Genomic DNA, 23,468 nt, shown 5'->3' on the forward strand with positions numbered 1-23,468 from the left:
CAGAACTTAACACCCCCGGCCCTCTTTCGGGATGTCGATGAACGCAATGAAACACGACTTTTACACGGCCGACGACTTTTTGCTGGACGATAGTTTTGTTGCCTATCGGCAGGGAACCGACCCGGCGGCAATAGCCTACTGGACGGAATGGCAGCGTCGAAAACCGGGCAACCTTCCGGCATTTCGGGAAGCCGAGCGGCTGCATAGTATGCTCAGTGGCCACAAACCCGGTCTGGAAGCGTCCCTACAGGAATTGAAAACCTTGCTGGCCGACCGTCAGGCAGAAACTATCCCTGTCGTCGATTTCCAACCCCAACAAACCCGTTTCCAAACCGGCTGGTGGATCGCTGCAGCTTCGATTCTGGTCATGCTGGGATTGGGTGGTTACTGGCTCTGGCAGAACCAGACGGTTTCGTACCGCACCGACTACGGCCAGCAGAAAACGATCACCCTGCCCGACGGTTCCACCGTTACGCTCAACAGCCATTCGGTACTCAGCCACCGACGGCATTGGGCATCCGGCGAAAACCGCGACGTCACGCTCACTGGCGAAGGCTATTTTTCGGTCCACCATCTGGAAGCCCATGTGCCGTTTCGGGTGCACAGCGAAGGTGCGTTTACGGTTCAGGTTCTGGGTACGGAATTTACCATGACCAGCCGCAGCAATCTCCACCGCGTGGTGCTGAACCGGGGCAAAGTAGAGGTTAGCGGTTCGGACAGCAGGCCAGTACTGACGCTGGTGCCGGGACAACTGGCCGAGCTTGACTCTGCCACAGGCCAGCTAACCCGTCGGGAGGTATCGCCAGAACGCTACAATGGCTGGCTTCGGAACCAACTGGTTTTCGATGAGATCACCCTTCCGGAAGCCATTCGGCAGGTGGAAGAGCAGTTTGGGATTGACGTTCGATTCGATCCGGCTGAGGCAGGTAGTCGGCGGTTTTCGGGTATTTTACCTCTGAAAGATCCCGAAAAGGTACTGAACACGCTGGCGGTTTATCACCAATTGAAAATTACTAAAAAGGGAGATGCCTATTTGCTGAACCGGTGAAGGTGCTGCGACAGATTTTCAGGTTGGCCAACAAACCGTTCCGGGTTGGGCTATGCGGTTTACTGATCGGGTCACTGCTGACCGGAACACAGACCCGTGCGCAGTCGGGCCAGCCCCTGGAAGGTTTCCTGAAAACCCTGAACCAGAAGCGCGGAACGTATTTTTTGTACGATGAGAAACTCCTGAAGACCATCCGGATAACGGCCCCGATCCCGTGGAAAGCCGACACCCGAACCCTGCTGGAAACCGCCCTGTCTGGTACCGGCCTGACCTTTCGGCGGGTCGACGACTGTTACCTGATCGAACCCGCAACGCGCCCGTTGCCCCGCCCCCAGCCTACCGGCCAAACGCCTGTGCGACGGTTCACGATCAGCGGATTTGTGCGGGAAAAAGGGAGCCGGGAGCAGGTAAACGGCGCTTCGGTTTACGTCGAACAAACCGTCGCCACCACCAATCCGTACGGGTATTATTCCCTGACCATCGCCGAACGCGACACCGTGGAACTGGTGGTTGCAATGGTGGGTTATCGCCGTTTTTACCAAAAACTACCCCTTTCCGGCTCGACCTCCCTCGATATCGAACTGACGTCCAATACCTTGCTGAACGAAGTGGTTTTGACCAATACCGCCGGGGCGCGGGCGTTCAGTTTATCACAGACCGGCCAGGTGACGCTTCCGGCCCTCCAGATTCGGAACACCCCGGCCTTGCTGGGTGAAAAAGATGTCCTGAAAACGCTGCAATTTGTGGCGGGTATTCAGCCGGGGTTGAGTGGTCAGGTCGGCCTGCACGTTCGCGGGGGTGGCGCCGATCAGAACCTGCTCCTGCTGGACGAGGCCCCGGTTTACAATGCCAATCACCTGTTCGGTTTTTTTTCGGCCTTCAACGCCGATGCCCTGCAAACCGTTACGCTGCAAAAAGGCGGATTTTCGTCGCGGTTTGGCGGCCGCCTGTCGTCGGTGGTCGACATGTCCATGCGCGAAGGTAACAAACAGCAGTGGCATGGTGCGGTCGGAACGGGCATCGTGGCCTCCCGGCTTTTGCTCGAAGGCCCGCTGATTCGCGAGAAAGCATCGTTTCTGCTCGCGGCCCGGCGCTCCAACCTCAGTCCGGTTCTGGGCGACTTTGTCGCGTCGGTCATCGACGATTATACCGGAACCACCTGGCGGGCCAATTTCTACGACCTCAACGCGAAGATGAATTTCGATCTAAACCGGCGCAACAAACTGTACCTCAGCGGGTATTTTGGACGAAACTACTTTGGCGGTGGTGACAGCCTGAACCGGGCGCAACGCTGGGTGAACGTGCTGACCTGGCAAAACCAGACCGGAAACCTGCGCTGGAATCACCTGTTTTCCGAAAAATTATTCAGCAATACCGCCCTGGTTTTCAGCCGGTACAACTTTGAAACGCACCGCAAAAACATCAGCACCGAGGGCGAAACAGCCGGGCAGACCACGGATTTGTGGCGGTATTTCGATGGCATCACGGACCTGACGCTGAAAACTGATTTTGACTTTTTCCCTTCCGCCAACCACCACCTCCAGTTCGGACTGATCAATACCGTCCGGGCCTACCGGCTCAATGGCGTTCAGGTCATCACGCAATCGGCCCTCGGCAATCAGTCGGGTCTGGAAAAAACCGAATCGCTCGAAACAGCCGCCTACGCCGAAGACCACTGGAACCTCGGCAAACGCATCAAACTCAGCGCCGGGGGGCGCATCACCCGGTACCGCATCCGGCAAAAGAACTTCCTGCGGGCCGAGCCCCGCGTTTCAGCGGCCGTACAAATCCGGGAAAAGCAGGCGGTTCGGGCTTCTTTTTCCGACATGAACCAGTTCATTCATTTGCTCTCCAACACGGGTCTGGGGTTGCCAACCGATTTATGGGTACCGGCCACCGACCTCATCAAACCGCAGCGGTCGCGGCAGATCGTGCTCGGGTTTATCCACGATTTCAACCCCCGCTGGCAATTGACCGTGGAAGGTTACCGCAAGTGGATGCGCCACGTCATCAGTTACCAGGAAGGCGCGGATTTCATCGGCATCACCAGTGCCGTTCGGGCCAGTGAAGTCAGTTGGGAGCGCAACATCACCGCTGGCAACGGGCAGGCATCCGGACTGGAGACGACGCTGGAATCCCGCTCGGGACGCCTGACCGGATCGCTTAATTACACCTGGTCGATGACGCGCTGGCAGTTTCCCGAACTCAACAATGGTAACGCGTTTTATCCCCTGCACGACCGCCGTCACAGCGTTTCCGTCACGGGTTTGTATACCTTCAGTCCCCGGCTTCGGTTGTCGGCAGCCTGGACGTTCAGTTCCGGCAACCCGTTTTCGGTGCCGGTTTCGGGTGTTCCCAGTTTCGGTCATCTGGGACTCGGCAAGGCGGATCTGGTCATTACCCCAACGGAACAACTGTTCGGCACCGAATCACCACTGGTGCAGGTCAGGACGTCGTTCAGCAACTTCCGGGCCGAAGCCAACCACCGGCTGGACGTGAATCTCCAGGCCGATTTAGGACGTCGGCGGTTTAAACACCGGGTGGAATTGGGCCTTGTCAACGCCTACGGACGCCGGAACCCGTTTTCGTACAACCTGATGATCAATCCCGCCGGGCAGCTTTCGCTCCGTCGGGTGGCTTTGTTTACATTTGTTCCATCGCTCAACTACCTGATTTCATTCTAAACCGATGCGCCCACTCCTCGCCCTGTTTCTGATCGTTTTGACGGGTAGCTGCATTCGCTCGGTCGATGAATTATCCGTGGATGCGCTGCCCATCGACCGGGTGACCAAACCCAATGTAATCTGTTTTATTTCCCCACAAGACACGGTTTTAGCGGCTAAAATCGCCATGTCGGAACCCCAGATCGTTTCTTCCTTTGCGCCCTCGCTGGTGGTGAAAGATGCGGTGGTGTTCCTGAGCGACAGCACCCGAACCATTCAGTTGACTTATGACGATAAGCTGAATTATTACCGCGCCTTACCTCAGGGCCGGTTTTCTATCCGGCCGGGCGTGACCTACCGGCTCACGGTGAGCATGACCGGAAACCGCCGGGTGACGGCGGAAGCCACCGTCCCCCACGCCGTTCCCGTCAGCCGGATCGCCCTCGACTCGGTGGTTACCCGAAACAGCGCCAATGCCGCCCTGACCAACTACACGACCACGATATTCTGGAATTCTCCGGATAAAAAAACCGCTGAAAACCAGACGAATTATTACCGGGGCTGGGCGGAAATCGATCAGGCAATTTGCGACAAAGGCACGGGTCGCGTTCTGGAAAACCGGCTGGGTCGGCCCACGTTCTTTGTCGACCGCGAAACCGGTCGCGCTGGCGTGGAGCGACTGATGACGGGTTCGCATTCGCTGCTCACCGCGCCCAACACGATCACCCGGACCAACCGGATTCGGGTGGGTCTGCTGACCACCGACGAAAATTATTACCGCTACCATACCTCGTTACGGGAGCAGTTTACCAACCAGGGGCAGTATTTTGTGGAACCGACGGTGTTGTTTTCCAACATTGCCGGTGGGTATGGCGTATTTGCCGCCTACAATGGTGCGTATATCAGCCTGAATGACCCCGCCAGTATCATCAACTAAGAACCGGCACAAAAAAGTCGGCCGGTCGGATTTACCCAAACGGCCTACTCTGTCTCGATGCTATTCTTATTTCAAATACCGGAAGTCTTCGTTTCCTTTCACCGCCAGCAACGTTTCATAAATCAGTTTGATCACCGCCTGAACGTCATCCATATGCACGGTTTCGACCGTCGTGTGCATGTATTTGAGCGGCAACGAAATCAAGGCGGAAGCACTGCCTTCGGCGGCATAGGCAAACGAGTCGGTATCGGTTCCGGTGGAACGGCTAACCGCCTGACGCTGAAAGGCAATCTCCTTATCCTGCGCCACCTGAATGATGAAGTCCCGCACCTTGTTCTGCACCGCCGGACCGTAGCAAATCACCGGCCCACCCCCGGCTTTCAGGTCGCCCTGCTCCTTTTTGTCGTACTTGGGCGACTGCGTATCGTGCGTCACATCGGTGATAATCGCCAGATCGGGCTTCAGCCGCCGGGCAATCATTTCGGCACCGCGGAGGCCAATTTCTTCCTGAACCGCGTTTACAATGTACAGGGTAAAAGGCAGTTGCACACCGTTTTCCTTCAACTGCCGGGCCACTTCGGCAATCATGAAACCGCCCATCCGGTTGTCGAGCGCCCGTCCCACGTAATACCGGTTGTTCAGTTCGAAAAGTCCTTCGGCAAAGGTGCAAACCGTCCCGACGTGAATGCCCATTTCGAGCACTTCGTCTTTCGTCAGGGCACCCACGTCGATGAACAGATCGGTTACTTTCGGAGCCACGTCTTTCGCCAGATCACGCACGTGAATGGCCGGCCAGCCGAATACGCCCTGCACCTGACCATTGGCCGTGTGCAGATTCACCCGCATCGACGGCGCAATCAGGGCGTCGGAACCGCCGTTGCGCCGGACGTAAATGTATCCGTCGTCGGAAATAAAGTTGACAAACCACGAAATTTCATCGGAATGCGCTTCGATGACCACTTTGTAAGGCGTCTGATCGGCAGGCGTTGTGCCGTTGATTACCCCGACGACGGTTCCGTACGTATCGACAATGTACTCATCAATATACGGTTTGAGGTAATCCAGCCAGATTTGCTGTCCCGACGATTCGAAGCCCGTGGGCGAGGCATTGTTAAGGTAGGTATACAGGAAGTTTTTACTGGATTCGGTCATTTGTTTATTGATAAATTAGGTCTGTTAACCCCTAAATCCCCTAAAGGGGACTTGGACACGGCATAATCCGTTTGCTAAAAAGTCCCCTATAGGGAATTTAGGGGCAGTGTGATCCCAAACCAAACAAAAACGGTCGACAATTCCCACCTTGCCGACCGTTTTTTGAAGCGGTATTTTTTAAAACGCCACCCGGTAACTCAAAACCGGAATCAGGGGCGTCATGTAACTGGTTTTGATCTGGCCGGTCCGGGGTTCGAAATACTGCCCGAAAATGTTCTGCCGGTTGGTCGCATTCTGAAGATCCAGCGACAGTGTGCGGGTCGAATGCGGGCGGTTTCGCTTCCAGCTTAGCCGAACATCAGTTCGAAAATAATTGGGCAGTTTTCGGGTATAGGACTGACTGTCAACATAAACCGTCTCCTGTCGCCGGATTGATTCGGCCATGTCAATAAGCGTGGTGCGATAGCCACCATAATAGGTCAGTTTGAGATTCAGCCCCAACACATTCCGGCCCGATTCGCCCAGCACCCACTCTTTCCCGCCCTGAAAACTAAAGGCGTATTTTCCATTAAACCGGGTGTCGCGCCAGACGCCATCCGAACCCTGATAGCGCGAATCATAGAGCGAAGACGACAGCAGAAAATAAACATTGTTGTGTAAAAACTGCTCCAGCGTCAATTCTAGACCGTAATTTTTGCCTATGCCTTTGTTCACAAGCCGGTCAGTAGTCAGGCCGTCCAGGCTGTTCACCATCGAAAAAGCGTTCTGCTTGTCTGCACTGATCGGAATGTTGAACAACGACTGGTAATACGATTCGGCTTTCACGCGGAGGTGGTCGTTGAGCAGCCAGTCATAGGCCAGCACCAGATGGTGCGAGCGCGTAAAGCCCAGATTCCGGTTGGTCGGGGCATTATTTTCCGTCGGTTGGGCCGCAAAATAGGTCGCCAGATTCTGAATCTGACTGTGTAGCCCGTAGCCCAGACTCAACGAATGGCCCGGCACAAACGCCCAGCGCACCGATCCGCGGGGCTCCAGGGCGTCGGTATGGTTCAGCATCAACCGCAGGTAATGCAGTCCGGCATTGAACGTGAGTTTTTCGGTCAAGCGGTAATTCCATTGTCCATAGGCCTGCACCGTAGCCGTCTGGTCGTTCGTCTGAATTTGCGTGGTGAGCGCGTTATGCCCCTCCAGCCGTTCCTTTCGCTCCAGATTGAAACCCAGAACCGAGCCCGTCACACCGGCGCGCAAGGTATGTTGAGCATTGAATTTATAGGTCAGGGTTGAAGACGCGATCTGTTTCCGAATACGGTAGGCTTCGCGCATTTGCAGCAGCGGCACATACCCGGTTTCCAGCGATTCATTTTCGTAACCGGTTTGGTAGCCCGAGAAAAGCGCAACGGTTTTCAGAAAGGCTTTTTTGCTGAGGCTGATCGAGTGCGTGGCACCCACGGCACCGGTTTTGGCAAAAAAATGGTCGTTGTGACGTTCATAATCATTTTTCCACTGCGTCGAATCCTTCACGGCATCCTGGTCGCTATTGCTCAGCCCCCCAAAGCCGAAAGCCGTAAAGGTGCCCGCTTTTACAGCTGGAAGATATATATTGAAGGATAAATCCTGAAAAACATTGGCCGCTCCGCCAATGTTGACGCCTATTTTTGACAGCAAGCCCAGGGTCGAATACCGGTAATTGAAGAGGTACGACCCTTTGTAGTTTTTGGAAAACGGCCCTTCACTCGCTACATCGAGCCCCAGAACACCCGCCTGAATGGTGTGTTCGCGTTTGGCATTATTGCCTTTTCGCAGTCGCAAATCGAACACGCCGGAGAGTGCATTGCCGTATTCGGCCGGGAAAGCGCCCGTCATGAAGTCCGAATTGGTCAAAAGCTGGGCGCTCAGGATGGAAATACCGCCCCCGGCTGACCCCAGGTTGGCAAAGTGGTTCGGGTTCGGAATTTCGACGCCTTCCATACGCCAGAGCAAACCCGTTGGCGCGTTGCCGCGAATCACGATCAGGTTGCTGCCATCATCGGCACTGACCACCCCGGCGTAGGCCGTCGCCATCCGGGCCGGGTCGTTGACGGCGGCCGCAAACTTCTGGGTTTCCTCCATCGAGAACGTCCGGGCACTCACGGCGGCCATCTCATTCAGCGGTTTGTCTTTCTCAATTTGCGGCCGAACCGTCACTTCATTCACCGTCATAATGGCCTCTTCGAGGGCCACATTGAGCACCAGTTCTTTCCCGGCATCGACCACGATGTTCGACAAAATCAGTTCTTTATAGCCCAGGCTGGTGATTTTCAAACTGTGTCGCCCCACCGGGATTTGCGACAACCGAAACGATCCATCGGCGTCGGTGGTGATGCCTTTGAGTGGGTTGGAGTTTAAAATAAGAACCGTTGCGCCGGGCAGGGCGGTTTGCAGGCTTTGGTCGACAACGGTTCCCCGAATGGTTTGTGTGTAAGTTTGTGCGTTGGCGTTTTGCAGGATAACACCCAAAATAAAGACGAGTAGTGAGGTACGAACGTGCATGAGTAGTTGTTGTTGTAGGTATGCCGTCATGACAGTTACCTTGTCCACAACCCCTATTCAGTTGCTGTTTTTTTTTATTTCACCTGAAACCGCATTTCTTTCTCCATTCAATCCTTATTCTTTCCGAACCCGCTCCCGTTCATCCATCGATCCGGCCTTCCGCTGGCTCTTTTTATTCGAATGTATATTACCAAACGACCGGGAATACGTAAGCTTTATGATAGGAAATTGAGTCGATTCGGTATTGACCTGAACATGGTTTTTAATTGAGAAGGCTTCCTGCGTTAGCGTTCCATAATAAGGATTGATTTGAAGGGTTCTTAATATATCGGAAATCGATAATTGAAGGCTGCCGGCATCGTTTTTTAGCTCCTTTTTAACGCCCGCATTTAAAGCACCAAATCCGGTTACTTTTATCGATCCATTATACGCAGTTGAGTTGTACCAGCCGGATAGTTCAGCCGAAAACCGACCCGGTAGTTTAAACGTCTGACTGAAATTGACTGAATACCCGAAATACGATTTTTCGACCGGTATTCGCGTATGTTCGACGCGAAATTGCCGCAAACCGCCGACAAAACCAGCATTCATCGTCCACCAGTTGTTGAGCTTCCAGGGAAGGTTGGTTTGAAACGTCAGGTTATTCTGCCACGCCAGGTTTTGTGGAGAAACATACAGCAAATTTCGGGCTTCCCGCTCGGTGATTTGATACCGGGCAATGGGGTACTTGTCGCGGCTGAAAAGCAGGGAAAACGAGTAATTCCGGAACGTGTACCCGAGTTTCAGGTTGCTGGTAATCGTCGGTTTTAAAGCTGGGTTTCCGGTGTAAACCGCCGTAGGGTCGCTATACAACACGTAGGAGGCCAGATCATTGTACGAGGGTCGGCTGATCCGTTTGGTATACGAAAGCTGCCATTCCGCGTTCGGATTGACCTTTTTGGAAAACGACACCGTAGGAAACCAGGCGCCTAACCGCCGATTGATCGTATTTTCGCTGGTATTGGGGTCATCCATTCGCGTCTGTGAATGCTCGTACCGAACCCCAGCCGCCAATTGAATCGAGGCATTGAGTTGGGCATTGACCGAAGCATATGCCGCCCCGATTCGCTCCTTCATGCGGATCGTAGTGACGGTTTCAGACCGACCGATCCATACCCCGTCAACCTGGCTCTCAATGCCAGAAACGCTGGAACCGCCGGAATACGTCGCTTTCAAACCGGTTTCAATTTTTAGTTTCGGGGCTATTGGTTTGGAATAATCGACTTTAAAAACGCCCACCTGCAAGGTTGTGTGGGCGAAGCTTTGCTGACGGGGTGCAAATAGATTGGTTTCCGAACCGACTGGGGTTCTATCCCGGTTTTGAAATAAACTGTACACCGTAGCAGGATTATCGTTTTTAAAATACAAATAATCCAGATCAGCCGTAAACTTCTCACCCGGTCGTAATTCCCGTTCCAGATACACGGTAGAACTCAGGTTTTTCCAGCGATTATCCCCCTGTACTTTCCCCTCATAAAGCAGAAGAGAATCGGGCAAAATCGTGTAGGTAGCTCCGGCATAGCGGGTGGAAGACGTGGTATTCCGGTTGAAATTAATACTCCCCCCGACACCGGTTTTTGGGTTGATTTTATAATCGATTCCCACAGTGGCCGTGTGGTTATTTTGCACCGCCGTTGTGGTATCCCAGGCCACGACATCGAGTCGCCCACCGAACACCGGCATGTTCTGCGAACTCAGAATAAACAGGTCCGTATACGTCCGATCGTGGGAAAATAAATACGAGCCGTACAGATCCAGTTTTCCGGTAGTATGAGAAAGCGAAACGCTGCCACTTCCTTTCTCACCCCAGCCATAGCCGCCCGTTCCGGAGACGGAACCGTTCGTGCCCTGATTCTTATTTTTCTTCGTGACAATATTGATTAAACCGGCGCTTCCTTCCGCGTCATACCGCGACGGGGGCGTGGTCAATAACTCGATTGTTGAAATCTCGTTGGCATTCATCCCATTCAGCAACGCGACCACCTGCGCCAATGGGAGTCGCATTAGTTTTCCGTTCAGCATCACCATCACCCCGCTTTTCCCGTTCAGCGTCAGGCTGTTGTTCTGGTAATCGATCACCACGCCGGGCGACCGCTCCAAAACCCCCAAAACCGAACTCCCCTTGCTCATCAGGCTACTTTCCACGTTGACGATGGTGCCCGCAACCTGTTGTTCAAACAGCGGTTTTTCCGCCCGAACCACCACTTCACCCAGTTGCCGGGTATCTTCCCGCATCATTAGGGTTCCAAAATCTTTGCCCAATGGTGAAGCTGTCAGTTCAAAAACCGGCGAATGCCAGGTTTGGTATCCCACGCTCGTAAACCGCAGGAGGTAAGTTCCGGGCGTGCTGTTTTCCATTCGAAACACGCCCTGTTCGTCCGTCAACGAACCTTTGACCAGGGTGGAATCGACCAGATTTAAGAGGAGAATGCTGGCAAACGGAATGGGTTGCCCCGCTGCGGTTGTGAATTGGCCGACCAGTTGACCAAAACCGTTGGCCACCAGGCAACCGGTGAACAGGAAGGAGAAAAAAAATCGCATCATCGGTAGCTGCTGTTTTCAGGGTGATCGATTTTCGCGGCACCAGCGGATAAACCGGGTCACCACTTTAATCGACCGACAAGAAAGCCGTTGCAGAAACCATTCAGAAAACCGGTTGACAACCCGTAGAATCAGATTGACGAACGACAGCATTCCGGGCAAAATGAATGGAAAGGCTCCAAAAGTGAAGCGGAATGCCTTTCATATAGCTACGCCACCCCTTTGTCAATTAGTTCATACGTTTCGTATCGAAATTGACAAAATTCGCCGGGAATTGGGTATTTTGGGTATGGGTTAATCATTTCTGAAATGAACGCACTGGCACTCGGCAGATCAAACCGGCACTGGTTTTTCGCCTACAAACTCTACCACATCCCGTTCTGGTTTCTCTATAACTATCTCTGGTGGGCCATTGCTGTGGGCAATCCGTATAAAGCCGCTACCAGTCTATTTTTTACGCCTTTTTCCATCAAGTTTCTATTTTATTTCATTTTTCAGGCACTGGCAGCCTATTTCAACCTCTATTTTCTGATCCCGAAATACCTGGAGAAAAACCGTCTTCTGGCGTATATGACATTCCTGTTGCTGACCATAGTCGTTGCCTCTTTATGCATCATTCCCGGATATTATTTAAGTGCTTACTGGTCCGAAAAAACGCTGAATGAACTGTACGGGGGCGGCTCCGAAGCGGACTGTTTTTACAAGTTTCTGAACAATGCGTTTTCATCGACCGTGGCGAGTATGACGCTGGCGATGAGTATAAAATTGACCAAAAACTGGGTGGAAACCCGGCAACGGCAACAACTGCTCGAAAAGGAAAAACTGGAGACAGAACTGAAATTTTTAAAATACCAGTTCAATCCGCATTTCCTGTTTAATACCATCAATTCCATCTTTTTCCTGATTCATAAAAATCCGGATATGGCATCGGATTCGCTGGCTAAATTTTCGGAATTATTGCGGCATCAACTGTACGAATGCAATGACCAGAAAATACCACTGACCAAAGAAATCACGTATTTGGAGAATTTTATCGAACTGGAAAAACTCCGCCAGAACAACAACATCGAGGTCATTTTTCAGATGGATTTCCAGGACCACGAACCGCTGGAAATTGCCCCGTTCGTTCTGATGAATTTTGTAGAAAATGCGTTTAAGCACGTTTCGAAACTGACCGATCAACCCAACTGGATTCGGATCGATCTCCGGCTGGATCAGCGCAACCTTTGTTTCGCGGTTTCGAACAGCACTTCACCCAGTAGCGCCAGCGACGTGCTGAACTTCGGCGGTATTGGCATTAAAAACGTGCAACGAAGACTGGATTTGATTTACCCGGACCGCTACGTTCTGTCCATTCTGAACCGGGACAGCCGGTTCGATGTGCAACTTCAGCTCACGTTGTCTGAACTGGAAATTCGTCACGCTCTGGAAACGGCGGCCTAGGCCCGCGAAAGGTGGTGATCAGAATGAATTTATAAAAACCGCATCCCATGATGAATTGCGTGATTATTGATGATGAACCGTTGGCCCGGGAAGGCATTGCCAGTTATGTGCGGGAGATCGATTTTTTAAATCTGGTTCAGACCTGCCAAAATCCCGTTGAGCTGATCAAACTGCTGGACGAACACCGGATCGATCTGCTTTTTCTGGATATTCAAATGCCGAAAATGAACGGGATTGATTTTCTAAAAATCGTACAAAATCCGCCGATTGTCATCATTACGACGGCCTTTCCGAGCTACGCCCTGGAAAGCTTTCAGTTGAATGTGCTGGACTATTTACTGAAACCCATCACCTTCGACCGGTTTTTTAAAGCCGCTAACAAGGCCAAGGAATACTTTCAGCTCATCACAAAACCGGCGTATGCCGACCATCAAAAAGCCGATCCAAACGCGGATTATTTCTTCATTAAATGCGAGAACAAATACGAAAAAATCCAGTTTAATGACATTCTGTATATTCAGGGCATGCAAAATTACGTCACGATCTATACCCGGAAAGGAAAGTATGTAACGCTGCTCTACCTCAAAAATCTGGAGCAGAATTTAGACTCGAAATCATTTATTCGGGTCCATAAATCCTACATTGTTTCCATCGATAAAATTGAAGCCATCGATGGGAATGAGATTGTCATTCAATCACACCGCATTCCCATCAGCCGAAATTACCGGGAGCAGATTATTCAACAGGTTGTGAAAACGAAGCTCTGGATAAAATAGACGTTACCGGTTGCAAAACCGCAAAGCCGCCTGAAAACCGACCCAGCCCGTCGAAAACGTATTAACCAGGTTGCTGGAATTGTTGAAGAGCGGCACATCGAAGCGTGTGGCCGGTTTGGCGCGGGTGTAGTCACTCAGGTATAAATTGACGGAAGGCCCAACGGCGAGCGCAATGCCCCGGGTCAGTTTTTTCTCGATTCCCATGTTCAGGCGAACCAGCGTGTTCCACTCGCCCCAATTGAACTGGTCGTCTGCACTCAGTACGTTTCCGGTCAGGTCAAAATTCAGCATCCAGCCCCGCTTCAAGTCCACCGCCGTTCCCAGGCCATAGCCCAGGCTCCAGAGCGGTTTTCCAGTCATGCCCAGATTCGAGCCGCCGGTGAAGATGTTGTAGAACCGCTGAACGCCGGTTTTGAAAGTCAAATTGGTGGTCATCACCTCGTCCGTCGAAATCTCCAGCCGCCGGTAGCCGTTCCGGTGAACGTAACTGAAGAGACCAAAAGGTGTCGTTTCCGACGAACCGGCAATGTTGACCAACGCAATCTGGTGACCCCGAACCACCTTTGTCGCGTAGTTCAGAAAACCACTAAGCTGCCAGCCCGATAGCTCGCCCACGGCGATGTTGGTGAAGCCCGCCAACTGAAAACCTGTCATGTTACCGCCGGTTATGTTTCCGTACCCCGCCAACTGAAAACCGGTCATCGAGCGGGCAGCAATGTTGGTGAAGCCCGCCAGTTGAAAACCACTCATGTCGTCGACAACGATGTTACCAAAACCGGCCGCCTGAATGCTTTCGGACATTTTGCCCATCGTCATGTTGTAAAAACCGGCCGCCTGAATACCCTGCATGTTTCCGATCACGGTATTGCCAAAACCGGCCGCCTGAATGCCCAATACATCGCCCCGTACCCCGTTGAAGAAACCGGCCGCCTGCACCCCACTGAGGTTTTCGCCCACGACATTGGCAAAACCAGCGACCTGAACCCCACCGACATCGCCCCGAACCAGGTTCATAAATCCGCCCACTTCCAGGGCGGTAACACCCAGCGAATACCCGGCCACCAGGTTCAATGAGTACTGGTTAATGACCCGTCCACTGAGCGTGTGGTTGGTGCCCACAAACGGGAAAAGCGAAAACTGAATGTCGCGGTGAATGGTGTCACCCGCCAGGTTGGCGTCGTGAACGGCCTGTCGGGTCGATTTAAACCAGTCGGCAAAATCGTTTGTGGTTTCTTCCAGCACCGACTTGCTGCGATCCCAGATGGTGGGGCCGGGCGTGCTGGTGCGGGGCGCGGGCGTCGAATCGACCGGAATGGTCACGGCAACCGGTTGCGCTATAATGGGCGTCGGGCGCGTGGTGTCGATCGACGTCCGGACGGTCATGGGTTGCAAAGCCGTTTGCGAAGGCAGGGGCGTCATCCCAATGTCGAGTTTGTGCGTTTGCCGGGCGTTGATGGAGACGGTTTCGGAGAAATAATATTTCCGGCGAACCTCCAGCCGCACCGATGGAATTTCGGTCGACAGTTTGATGCGGTAATAGCCATACGGATTCGAAACGGTGGACGCCAGCGTGGTTTTTTCGTAAATACTGACCTGACTGACCCGCTGCCCGGTTTGGCGGTCGGTGATATACCCGTCCAGAATGAAACTTTTGGGTGCTTCGGCGGGCGGCTCCGCTTTTTGCAGAATGATGTGGTTCCCGCGTGATTTGTAGGTGATGGTTCCCCGAAAAATCTGGTTCAGCAAAGCCCGGACGGAGTTGGTGGTCCGCAGACTCAGCGTGCTGTTGGGATTGATGAGGGCGGCATTGTAGGCAAAGGAAAATTGACCTTTGGTACTGATGACTTTCAGGGCATTATCGATTCGCTCGTTGGTAAAATCGACTGAAACAACACGTTCGAGGGGCGGAGTCGACTGGGCAACGGTTTTATGCAGTAAACTACAAAAAATCAGCAGGAAGAAGATACGGATTGGGTACATCGTCAATGGTACGTTTGGGTTGAAGACACCCTAAAAAGTCGTTACCCCTACACAGGCAAGCATTCTTTGACTCATTCCTGGCACTCGTAGCCCGCTTTACCCTCTAAGGTGATGCGGTTGCCATCCCGCTTAATGAGTAAATCCATCGCTTCCGCCGTAATAGACAGGACCTTCTCCAGTTTTTCATTTTCGAAAGCCAGGGTAGACGTAAATTCACAACGCCCTAACCGTTCGTCTGCCAGATGAATATCAGCATGATACACCTCGTTGAGCGTCTCCACAATTTTGCTCAGGGGTTCTCTGTCAAATACCAGCCGCCCGGTTTTGAAGGCCATCGCATTGGCGTCGAACCGGAGTGCTTTGATGAGCGTGTCTTTCTTCGCGTCGAAAACCGCCTGTTCATCTTTGACCAGCGTAACCTCTTTCGCTTTGGTCGAAAATTTCACTTTTCCGGTACGAACCGCCACCCGCACGTCCGCTGTATAGGCCCGGATGCTGAACGACGTCCCCAACACCTGAACGGTGGTGTTGCGAACCTGAATCCGGAAGGGTTTGGTGGGGTCGGGTTTGACATCAAAAAAAGCCTCACCAGTTAGTTCAACCTCGCGGCTATCGCCGGCAAACGACTCGGGATACGTCAGTTTGCTGTCGCGGTTCAACAAAACCCGGCTGCCATCGGGCAGAATTTTCTCAATTTTCTGATCGGCGGTCACGGCAGCCACCTGCGCCACCGGAACGGTTTCGGTTTCTTTCGTGAAAAACCACAGCAATCCCGACAACAAAACCACCGTTGCGGCCACGGCCCACACCGGCGATTGCCACCAGCTACGGGTCCGGTTGCTCCGAATTGGGGTAACGGGCAGCGGTTTTATGACGGGTTCCGGCGGGGCTTCGACCGGTTTTGTGGGGGTGCGTTTATCCTCCGTTTCAGACGAAGACCGCATTTTGCCCCGCATTTTCTGCCAGGCCGCATCGGTATTGACCGGAATCGACGGCGGTTGGGCTTTCTGGCTCAGTTTCCCGGCCGTATCCCAAATCCGTTCGAAGCGGTCGAATTCCTGACGTTCGGAGTTGTCCTGATCCAGCCAGCGCTGAACCCGTTCCGACTCGGCAGCATCGGTCTCCCCGGCCAGGAATTTCCCCAGCAGGTCGTCGTCGATTCGGTTTTCGGGTTGATCAGGCATTTATTTTTTGGAGTAAAGACTCAAGACATGAGATTAGAGATAAAATGATTTTCAGTGAATTAACCGTTTTTTTAGTCTATATTCTCTTGACTCTCCTCTACCTGCTTAATTTAAAAAAAGTACCATTAAAAGCGGCAGATAATCCGCCAGTTCGGTTCGTAAAATGCGCAGGGCTTTCCCGATCTGGTTTTCCACGGTTTTGATGGAAAGCCCGAGTTGGTCGGCAATCTCCTGGTACTTCATCTCTTCAAACCGGCTCATCGAAAAAATCAGCCGGCATTGTTCCGGCAACCGCTGGATGGCCACCTGCAAACGATCCGACAACTCGTCGGCAATTAACGACTGCATGGGTGCTTCCGCCGACGACTGGTACATCTCGACCTCATATGCTGCCTGCTCGCGGTGTTCCGATTGCACGGACAGGTGCCGGATGCGGTTCAGGCAGCGGTTGTGTACCGAACGATACAAATACGACTTCAGCGAAACCGTAATTTCCAGGGTGTCGCGTTTTTCCCAAACTGCCAGAAAAACCGCCTGCACCGCTTCTTCGGCATCATCCCAATCGTGCAGGAACGTGCGGGCATACTGGCACAACGGTGCGTAATGGTGCCGGAACACGGCCTCAAACGCGGGTTCGTCGCCCAGTCGTATCGCATGAATTAATTCCTGATCAGTCAGTTGCACGTAGTTGCGTCCGTTTTTTGGTGGCAAATCTACTACTCTTTTTTGAACCCGTATCTACTGCAACTACCGACATGACACCCAAATGGTAGATTCCCCCCATGAATGGTATATTTTTTTTCTAAACGGTATGAAATTGATCGGTACAGGCCGTCAGGATCGTTCTGTTTCGTGAAATCTTCCCATCCAATTCCGGATTTTACGGAAAGATGGAAATACAAACACGGGACACGGAGTCGTCAGGTAATGAGTAAAGATCGTTCTTAAACCTGCTTATAGGTACTCAACTGCATTCGGGTAATCCATCCTGACGGGACGAATGCCTTAACGCTTCCTGTTCTTCATCATGACCGCACTGACGCGCCGTTCTGCACTCAAAACCACCGCTGCCGGATTGGCAACGGCCTTGCTGGGAACCTTAGCCGGTTTCGATTCGAAAAAACCGCTTCTCGCCTTTTCGACCCTGGGTTGTCCCAACTGGAACCTCGACCACATTCTGAAAACGGCCGTAACGGCCGGTTACCAAGCCGTTGAATTCCGGGGTCTGGCGGGCGAACTGGATCTAACCAAAAGTCCGTCTTTCAATACAGCAGCTCAAGCCAAAGAGACCCGCACCCGGTTTGCAGACCAGGGCATCCGGATTTGCAATCTGGGATCGTCGGCTCAACTGCACCATGCTGACGCCACCAAACGGGCCAAAAACCTGGATGAAGCCCGGCGGTTTATCGATCTGGCGCAACAACTCGGCTGCCCGTATGTCCGCGTTTTCCCTGATCAGCTTCCGCCGGACCAAAGCCGGGAAGCCACGCTTCAGCTGATCAGCGAGGGGTTGCTGACGTTGGGCGATTTCGCAAAAAACAGTTCCGTAACGGTGCTGCTCGAATCACACGGCGAACTGACCCGGAGCGATCTGCTCATTCAGATTCTGGAAGCCGCCAGACACCCGAAAGTGGGCCTGATCTGGGATATTTTCAACATGTGGGCCGACGCCCATGAAGCGCCCGCGGAAGTGTACCGGAAATTAAAACCGTACATCCGGCATGTCCACGTCAAAGACGCCCGGATAGCCAACGGGAAGCACCAGTACGTGCTGCTGGGCCAGGGTGAGGCTCCTCTTCGGGAAGCCTTCGACTCCTTGAAAGCCGGCAAATACGAGGGTTACTACAGCTTTGAATGGGAAAAACTCTGGCATCCCGACATTGCCGAACCGGAGCAGGCCATCCCGCACTATCCCAAAGCGATGAAGGCGTATTTCTGATTGAAAGCCGGAGACGTTTTTTAAAGAGCAGTGGCAAAAAACGGCTCTAAAAAGTCTTTCAGGGGTTTTAAGACAGGATTGGTTGGAGCAAGTTCAAAAGTCCCTCTAAAAGAAAAAGAATTATTAAAGATTATGGCATGTTTAAGATATCATTTGCATCAAACGTCAACGCTTCCAAAACCGACGTCTTCCCCACGTTATTATCCCCAACAATCAAATTGAATTGCCCCAGATTGGACATTTCAAACGAATCGAACCGTTTGAAATTCTCAATCCTGAAGTAGGTTAAATGCTGCTTTTCCATTTCGCTATTCGATTTACAACGGAATATTCCCGTGTTTTTTCTTCGGCAGGGTCGCCACTTTGTTCTCCAGCATCTGAAACGAGCGGATCAGTTTCTGTCGGGTTTGCTCGGGGTAAATTACCTCGTCGATGTAGCCCCGGTGTGCCGCCCGATACGGATTGGCGAACTTGTTGGTATAATCCAGCACCTTTTCCTGCAAGCGGGCCTGCGGGTCGGCGGCTTCGGCAATTTCACGTTTGAAAATGATCTCGGCGGCCCCGCTGGCGCCCATGACGGCAATCTCGGCAGTCGGCCAGGCGTAGTTCATGTCGGCCCCGATGTGCTTGGAATTCATCACGTCGTAGGCCCCGCCGTAGGCTTTGCGGGTAATGACTGTCACGCGTGGAACCGTCGCTTCGCAGAAGGCATAGAGCAGTTTCGCGCCGTTCGTAATGATAGCGTTCCACTCCTGGTCGGTGCCGGGCAAAAAACCGGGGACGTCTTCGAGCACCAGCAGCGGAATGTTGAAGCTATCGCAAAACCGAACAAACCGGGCGGCTTTGGTGCTGGCGTCGATGTCCAGAACCCCCGCCAGAATGGCCGGTTGGTTGCCAACGACGCCAATGCTACGCCCCGCCAGCCGGGCAAACCCGACGACGATGTTTTCGGCAAACGCTTTGTGCACTTCAAAAAAACTGCCGGCATCCACAATTTCCTCGATCACCTCGCGCATGTCGTACGGCTGATTCGGGTTTTCGGGAATGATCGCGTTCAGTTTCGGGCGGTTTTCGTCCGCCGGTTCATACGGCAGCCGAATCGGGTCGTCCTCACAGTTTTGCGGAACGTAACTCAACAGCTTTTTGATGTATTGAATACACTCCAGTTCGTTGGCGCAGGCAAAATGCGTAACCCCGGATTTGGTGCTGTGGGTGCTGGCTCCACCCAGTTCCTCCGCCGTCACGGTTTCGTGGGTCACGGTTTTCACCACGTTCGGCCCCGTCACGAACATGTAGGACGTGTTTTCAACCATCAGAATGAAATCCGTGATGGCCGGGGAATACACCGCCCCGCCTGCGCACGGCCCCATCACCGCCGAAATTTGCGGAACGACGCCGGAAGCCAGCGTGTTGCGGTAAAAAATATCGGCATACCCGGCCAGCGACAACACGCCCTCCTGAATCCGGGCACCCCCCGAATCATTCAAACCAACCACCGGCGCGCCGTTTTTCATGGCCAGATCCATAATCTTGCAAATCTTTTCGGCGTGGGTTTCGGACAGAGCGCCCCCGAAAACCGTGAAATCCTGCGCAAAAACGTAGGTCAGTCGCCCGTGAATGGTCCCGTAACCCGTCACTACGCCGTCGCCGAGGTAGTGTTCCTTGTCGAGTCCGAAGTCGCGGGTGCGGTGCATGACGAACTTGCCGATTTCTTCGAACGACCCTTCGTCGACCAACAGGGCAATGCGCTCGCGGGCGGTGAGTTTCCCTTTTTTATGTTGGGCGTCGATGCGCTTCTGACCTCCGCCCAGTTCGGCTTCGGCATTTTTATGGTCAAGAATTTCGGTTTTGGCTGACTTAATTTCTGCGTCCATGCAAGGGCTTAATTGAATGTATAGCGACAAAAATAATTTTTATTACGGAATCCAACGTTTTTATACGAATTTGAATCCTTGTTGCAAAAACTGCACCTTCCCATGAAACACCTCTTCCCTCCTCTCCGCCTTCGCCAATTGCTGAGCCCGCTGCTGCTGCTGGCGGTTTTTGGCTGCGAAATCAACCGTGAAAGCGACCCCGACCGAACGTTCCAGGCCCTCCGCCCGGTGTATGCCACGTACGAAGAAATCCGCACCATCCAGACGCTGGGTCCCCAACCGCTGAAAAATCCCGGCAAAATTTACGTCAAAGGCGCGTATTTATTCATCAACGAACCGGGAAAAGGAATTCACATTGTCGACAACAGCGATCCGGCTACTCCCAAAAAGCTGGCCTTCGTTTCGGTTCCCGCCAACGTCGACATGGCCGTGAAAGAAAATGTGCTCTACGTCGACAACGCCGTCGATCTGGTGGCCCTCGACATCACCGATCCCCGGAAGGTAACGGTTTTAAAGCGAATAAAAGACGCCTACCCCTATCCTTCCTATCCACAACAACGCGGGGTGCAGTTTGAATGCGCCAATCCTGAAAAGGGCGTGGTCGTTCGTTGGGAAACCGCCCAGCTCACCGATCCGAAATGCTACCGCTAAGATCCTGCATCATGAAAAATCATCTACTTTTTATACTGATCGGACTGACCGCTCTGGCGGGTTGTTCCGAAATGGGGAGTAAAGACGCTGCTTCCGTCAATCCTAACGGCGGCAGCGGGACGGGCGGCTCAATGGCCCGGTTTGCCGTTGCGGGAAATTTCCTGTACGTCGTCAATCAACACAGTTTGCAGGTCTACGATGTGCAAAAAAGTGCCGACCCCAACAGTTTGAACAAGGTATCGCTCGGTTTTGGCGTCGAAACGATTTTTCCGTACAAAAACCACCTGTTTATCGGAACGCAAACCGGGATGTACATCATGAACCTGGAAAATCCGGCGAAACCGCAGCAAACCGCCCTGTACCGCCACATTTTCAGTTGCGACCCGGTGGTGGCGCAGGGTAATTACGCCTACGTCACCCTCCGCAGCGGAACATCCTGCAACACCGGCCCGAACCGGCTGGAGGTGGTCGACATTACGAATCCGGCAAACCCCGTGCAGGTCAATTCAATTTCGATGACGAATCCGCACGGTCTGGGCATTGACGGCAATCTGCTGTTCGTTTGCGAAGGCGATGCCGGTTTGAAAGTCTTCGACGCCAGCGATCCGGTGAAGTTGAAACTGATCAAAACCTTTGAGGATATTCGTTCCTACGATGTGATTCCGAACCGCTCGGTGCTGCTCGTCACCGGAAAAGACGGCATTTTCCAATACCGGTACGATGCGTCTCAACAACTGACGCTGCTCAGTATATTACCGGTCGAGAACTGATGAAATACCTTTTTTTGTCTGCTCTCTTCGGGTTGTTCTGGCTTCCGCTGAACGCTTTGGCTCAGTCGTTGCTATTGCCCGATACGCTCACGCCGGTTCTGAATCACCCTCCTCGCTGGGTGGTCAAATTTGCTCCGCTGGCGTTGTTCGATCCCGACAATACCATTCAGGTCGGTGCCGAGCGGCTTTTTAGCGGGCGACACACCGTTCAGGCGGAGTTTGGCTACGGCTGGCAGGGCATCAACCTGTATCCGGGGCTTCATAGCGACTTCAAGAATTTTGAAGTCTGGCGCGGCCGGGCCGAGTGGCGACGGTATTCCGGGCGGTATCGGGGCTACCGCCGACCGCATTTCGCCACTCCGCCCATCGGACGGTATTTTGCAATCGAAACGCTTTTCAAACAACGGACGGTTCTGGAAAACACATCCGTCGGCCGGGAGTGCGTCGATGGCACCTGCGCCTTTTTCGAACGCGGCACATTCCCGATGTACCGAACAGTTTGGGGCGTTCACGGCAAGTTTGGGCGCCAGCATGTGCTCACCATGCCGGGCGACAACCGCCTGTTGCTGGATTTTTTTGTCGGTCTAGGCTTCCGGAAGCTCAGTCCCTACCGTTTCTCGAATTCAGCCAACGACGATGTCATTACACCCAACACGTTCAGAACCTGGAATACCCGCCGGGGCGGCCTGTTCCCAAGTGCGACGATGGGTATAAAATTGGGGTATGTTTTTTAAGAAGTGTTTGAATTAAGGTCGGAGACCTGTCCTGTCAATAGGCAATAGCATGGATTAGTAGTGGTAGCTCCGGAGGAACGGCCTGAAGATATCTTCAGGCCGTTCCTCCGGAGCTACTACGAGTTGATATCGGCTGTGGACTATAGACAGACTGCCCTTCCAGGGCTCTCTCTCCCCGGTTAACTCAAAACAGCTTGTGCTTGTAAGGTCTATTTAAGCGAATATGCTTTTACTGTATTGTGAAAAAACGTAGGAACAAACAGCGTTTTGGTAGCTGGATTATACCCAATGTCAGCCGAGTTGATTTTCTCTTTTGACGTGTCCAACTTCAGCTCGGTCGATCCATCTGCCTGAACGTGCCAAATCTTTCCACCCCACTCGGTGACGATATACTGCTTGTTTCCCAAAGCCACAATGCCATCGATACCACCCGATACTTTGGCGATCGTGCTCAGTTCCTTCGTTGTTGGATTCATGCTCAGCAAAGAACCGTCACCATTGCCGATCAGCACCTGACCATTTTCCACGAGAAGACCGTTGGTGCCTTTGAGCGGAGCCCCTTCCAGAACCAGACTGGTTTTTCCCCCGGTCAAGGCCCACACTTTGCCGTTGCCCGAATCCGTGATGTAGACCACTCCCTTTTTGGCATCGACGGCAATATCATTGAGAAATTTGGCACCTTCGACGGGGTAGCGGTTGAGAATTTTGCCGGTTGCCAGCGCGATTTCCACAACCTGGGTCATTTCGGTTACATACAGTTTATTCCCCAAAACGCCCATGCCTTTGGTAGAATTCAGGTTTTCGGTAAATTTCATCTGCATCACCTTGCCATCCAGGCCCACCTTGGCAATGTAGCTGCCTTTGTTTTCCAATGACGGACCGCCATTGATACAGGCGACATACAATACTTTTTTGCCGGGTTCGAAGAAAACGCTCTCGGGAGTCCGCAGCGTCGTATCCGTTTCCCAGACGGGTGTCAGTTCGATTTTTTGCGCCTGAACGGACGACGCGGTACGGAATACGAGACCAATCAGTGCGATGACGACTATTTTTTTCATACGAGACAAGGTTACAATAAGAAATGAAAAACCGGCTGTTCAGCTTGACTTGCTATACCCGGCCAATGTAAATAATTTCGGTCAATTATTCTCTTTTTTTGCCCTGTTCCCCTATCGACGGCCCGCCCAAAGGTCCGATACCGGACTTGT

At 52.8% G+C, this 23,468-nt stretch carries 18 protein-coding genes; 9 read left to right on the top strand and 9 right to left on the bottom strand.

The window, feature by feature from the left end:
• Positions 1–46 precede the first annotated feature (46 nt).
• From F0P93_RS04570 to F0P93_RS04580, 3 genes are read left to right on the top strand one after another with little or no spacing between them, the layout of a single operon-like run.
• On the top strand, positions 47–1,048 hold the full coding sequence (locus tag F0P93_RS04570; RefSeq protein WP_191908723.1) for a FecR family protein: 1,002 nt from the start codon (positions 47–49) through the stop codon (positions 1,046–1,048).
• Entirely contained in the window at positions 1,045–3,732 is a 2,688-nt protein-coding gene (locus F0P93_RS04575; RefSeq protein WP_150875105.1) for a TonB-dependent receptor, read from the top strand. The genes F0P93_RS04570 and F0P93_RS04575 overlap by 4 nt, the downstream gene beginning before the upstream one ends.
• A 4-nt stretch (positions 3,733–3,736) precedes the next feature.
• Positions 3,737–4,648 (top strand): DUF4249 domain-containing protein, encoded by a 912-nt coding sequence (locus F0P93_RS04580; protein ID WP_150875106.1) that lies wholly within the window; start codon positions 3,737–3,739, stop codon positions 4,646–4,648.
• A 66-nt stretch (positions 4,649–4,714) separates the two neighbouring features.
• Here F0P93_RS04580 and F0P93_RS04585 read toward each other — a convergent pair whose 3' ends face one another.
• The 3 genes from F0P93_RS04585 to F0P93_RS04595 form a co-directional block, all read right to left on the bottom strand.
• A complete protein-coding gene (locus tag F0P93_RS04585) occupies positions 4,715–5,800 on the bottom strand; it encodes a M20/M25/M40 family metallo-hydrolase (protein WP_150875107.1) in 1,086 nt (361 codons plus the stop codon).
• A 177-nt stretch (positions 5,801–5,977) separates the two neighbouring features.
• Complete coding sequence (locus F0P93_RS04590) at positions 5,978–8,329, bottom strand: TonB-dependent receptor (protein WP_150875108.1); 2,352 nt, start codon at positions 8,327–8,329, stop codon at positions 5,978–5,980.
• Between the two features lie 114 nt (positions 8,330–8,443).
• Entirely contained in the window at positions 8,444–10,912 is a 2,469-nt protein-coding gene (locus F0P93_RS04595) for a TonB-dependent receptor domain-containing protein (protein WP_150875109.1), read from the bottom strand.
• Between the two features lie 306 nt (positions 10,913–11,218).
• Between F0P93_RS04595 and F0P93_RS04600 the strand changes: the two genes are divergently transcribed.
• Together F0P93_RS04600 and F0P93_RS04605 are read left to right on the top strand one after the other, a co-directional pair.
• Positions 11,219–12,352 carry a sensor histidine kinase gene (locus F0P93_RS04600; RefSeq protein ID WP_150875110.1) on the top strand — a complete coding sequence of 378 codons (1,134 nt, stop codon included), beginning with the start codon at positions 11,219–11,221 and terminating at the stop codon, positions 12,350–12,352.
• 47 nt (positions 12,353–12,399) lie between these two features.
• The gene (locus tag F0P93_RS04605) at positions 12,400–13,128 is read left to right on the top strand and encodes a LytR/AlgR family response regulator transcription factor (RefSeq protein ID WP_150875111.1); all 729 of its coding nucleotides are present in this window, start codon (positions 12,400–12,402) and stop codon (positions 13,126–13,128) included.
• A gap of 3 nt (positions 13,129–13,131) precedes the next feature.
• On the opposite strand, the gene F0P93_RS04610 is transcribed toward F0P93_RS04605, so the two are convergent.
• From F0P93_RS04610 to F0P93_RS04620, 3 genes are all read right to left on the bottom strand, one after another.
• On the bottom strand, positions 13,132–15,108 hold the full coding sequence (locus F0P93_RS04610; RefSeq protein WP_150875112.1) for an STN and carboxypeptidase regulatory-like domain-containing protein: 1,977 nt from the start codon (positions 15,106–15,108) through the stop codon (positions 13,132–13,134).
• 71 nt (positions 15,109–15,179) lie between these two features.
• Positions 15,180–16,292: a FecR family protein gene (locus F0P93_RS04615; RefSeq protein WP_150875113.1), complete on the bottom strand. Its 1,113-nt coding sequence runs from the start codon at positions 16,290–16,292 to the stop codon at positions 15,180–15,182.
• 105 nt (positions 16,293–16,397) lie between these two features.
• Positions 16,398–17,003, bottom strand: a complete 606-nt coding sequence (locus tag F0P93_RS04620; RefSeq protein WP_225309372.1) for an RNA polymerase sigma-70 factor — start codon at positions 17,001–17,003, stop codon at positions 16,398–16,400.
• Between the two features lie 316 nt (positions 17,004–17,319).
• Here F0P93_RS04620 and F0P93_RS04625 point away from each other — a divergent pair, with 316 nt between their 5' ends.
• Positions 17,320–18,231: a sugar phosphate isomerase/epimerase family protein gene (locus tag F0P93_RS04625; RefSeq protein ID WP_150875114.1), complete on the top strand. Its 912-nt coding sequence runs from the start codon at positions 17,320–17,322 to the stop codon at positions 18,229–18,231.
• A gap of 130 nt (positions 18,232–18,361) precedes the next feature.
• Here the strand turns inward: F0P93_RS04625 and F0P93_RS31990 are convergent, their stop codons facing one another.
• Together F0P93_RS31990 and F0P93_RS04635 are read right to left on the bottom strand one after the other, a co-directional pair.
• Entirely contained in the window at positions 18,362–18,535 is a 174-nt protein-coding gene (locus tag F0P93_RS31990) for an AAA family ATPase (protein WP_225309373.1), read from the bottom strand.
• 13 nt (positions 18,536–18,548) lie between these two features.
• Positions 18,549–20,105, bottom strand: coding sequence for an acyl-CoA carboxylase subunit beta (locus F0P93_RS04635; RefSeq protein WP_150875115.1), 1,557 nt, complete (start codon positions 20,103–20,105; stop codon positions 18,549–18,551).
• A gap of 102 nt (positions 20,106–20,207) precedes the next feature.
• Here F0P93_RS04635 and F0P93_RS04640 point away from each other — a divergent pair, with 102 nt between their 5' ends.
• From F0P93_RS04640 to F0P93_RS04650, 3 genes are read left to right on the top strand one after another with little or no spacing between them, the layout of a single operon-like run.
• A complete protein-coding gene (locus F0P93_RS04640; protein WP_150875116.1) occupies positions 20,208–20,756 on the top strand; it encodes an LVIVD repeat-containing protein in 549 nt (182 codons plus the stop codon).
• Positions 20,757–20,767: 11 nt separating this feature from the next.
• The gene (locus F0P93_RS04645) at positions 20,768–21,526 is read left to right on the top strand and encodes an LVIVD repeat-containing protein (protein ID WP_150875117.1); all 759 of its coding nucleotides are present in this window, start codon (positions 20,768–20,770) and stop codon (positions 21,524–21,526) included.
• Entirely contained in the window at positions 21,526–22,260 is a 735-nt protein-coding gene (locus F0P93_RS04650) for a hypothetical protein (RefSeq protein ID WP_150875118.1), read from the top strand. The genes F0P93_RS04645 and F0P93_RS04650 overlap by 1 nt, the downstream gene beginning before the upstream one ends.
• Before the next feature lie 209 nt (positions 22,261–22,469).
• Here the strand turns inward: F0P93_RS04650 and F0P93_RS04655 are convergent, their stop codons facing one another.
• Positions 22,470–23,318: an NHL repeat-containing protein gene (locus tag F0P93_RS04655; protein WP_150875119.1), complete on the bottom strand. Its 849-nt coding sequence runs from the start codon at positions 23,316–23,318 to the stop codon at positions 22,470–22,472.
• Between the last annotated feature and the right edge of the window lie 150 nt (positions 23,319–23,468).

This window comes from Larkinella humicola (assembly GCF_008727875.1).
Classification (GTDB): domain Bacteria; phylum Bacteroidota; class Bacteroidia; order Cytophagales; family Spirosomataceae; genus Larkinella; species Larkinella humicola.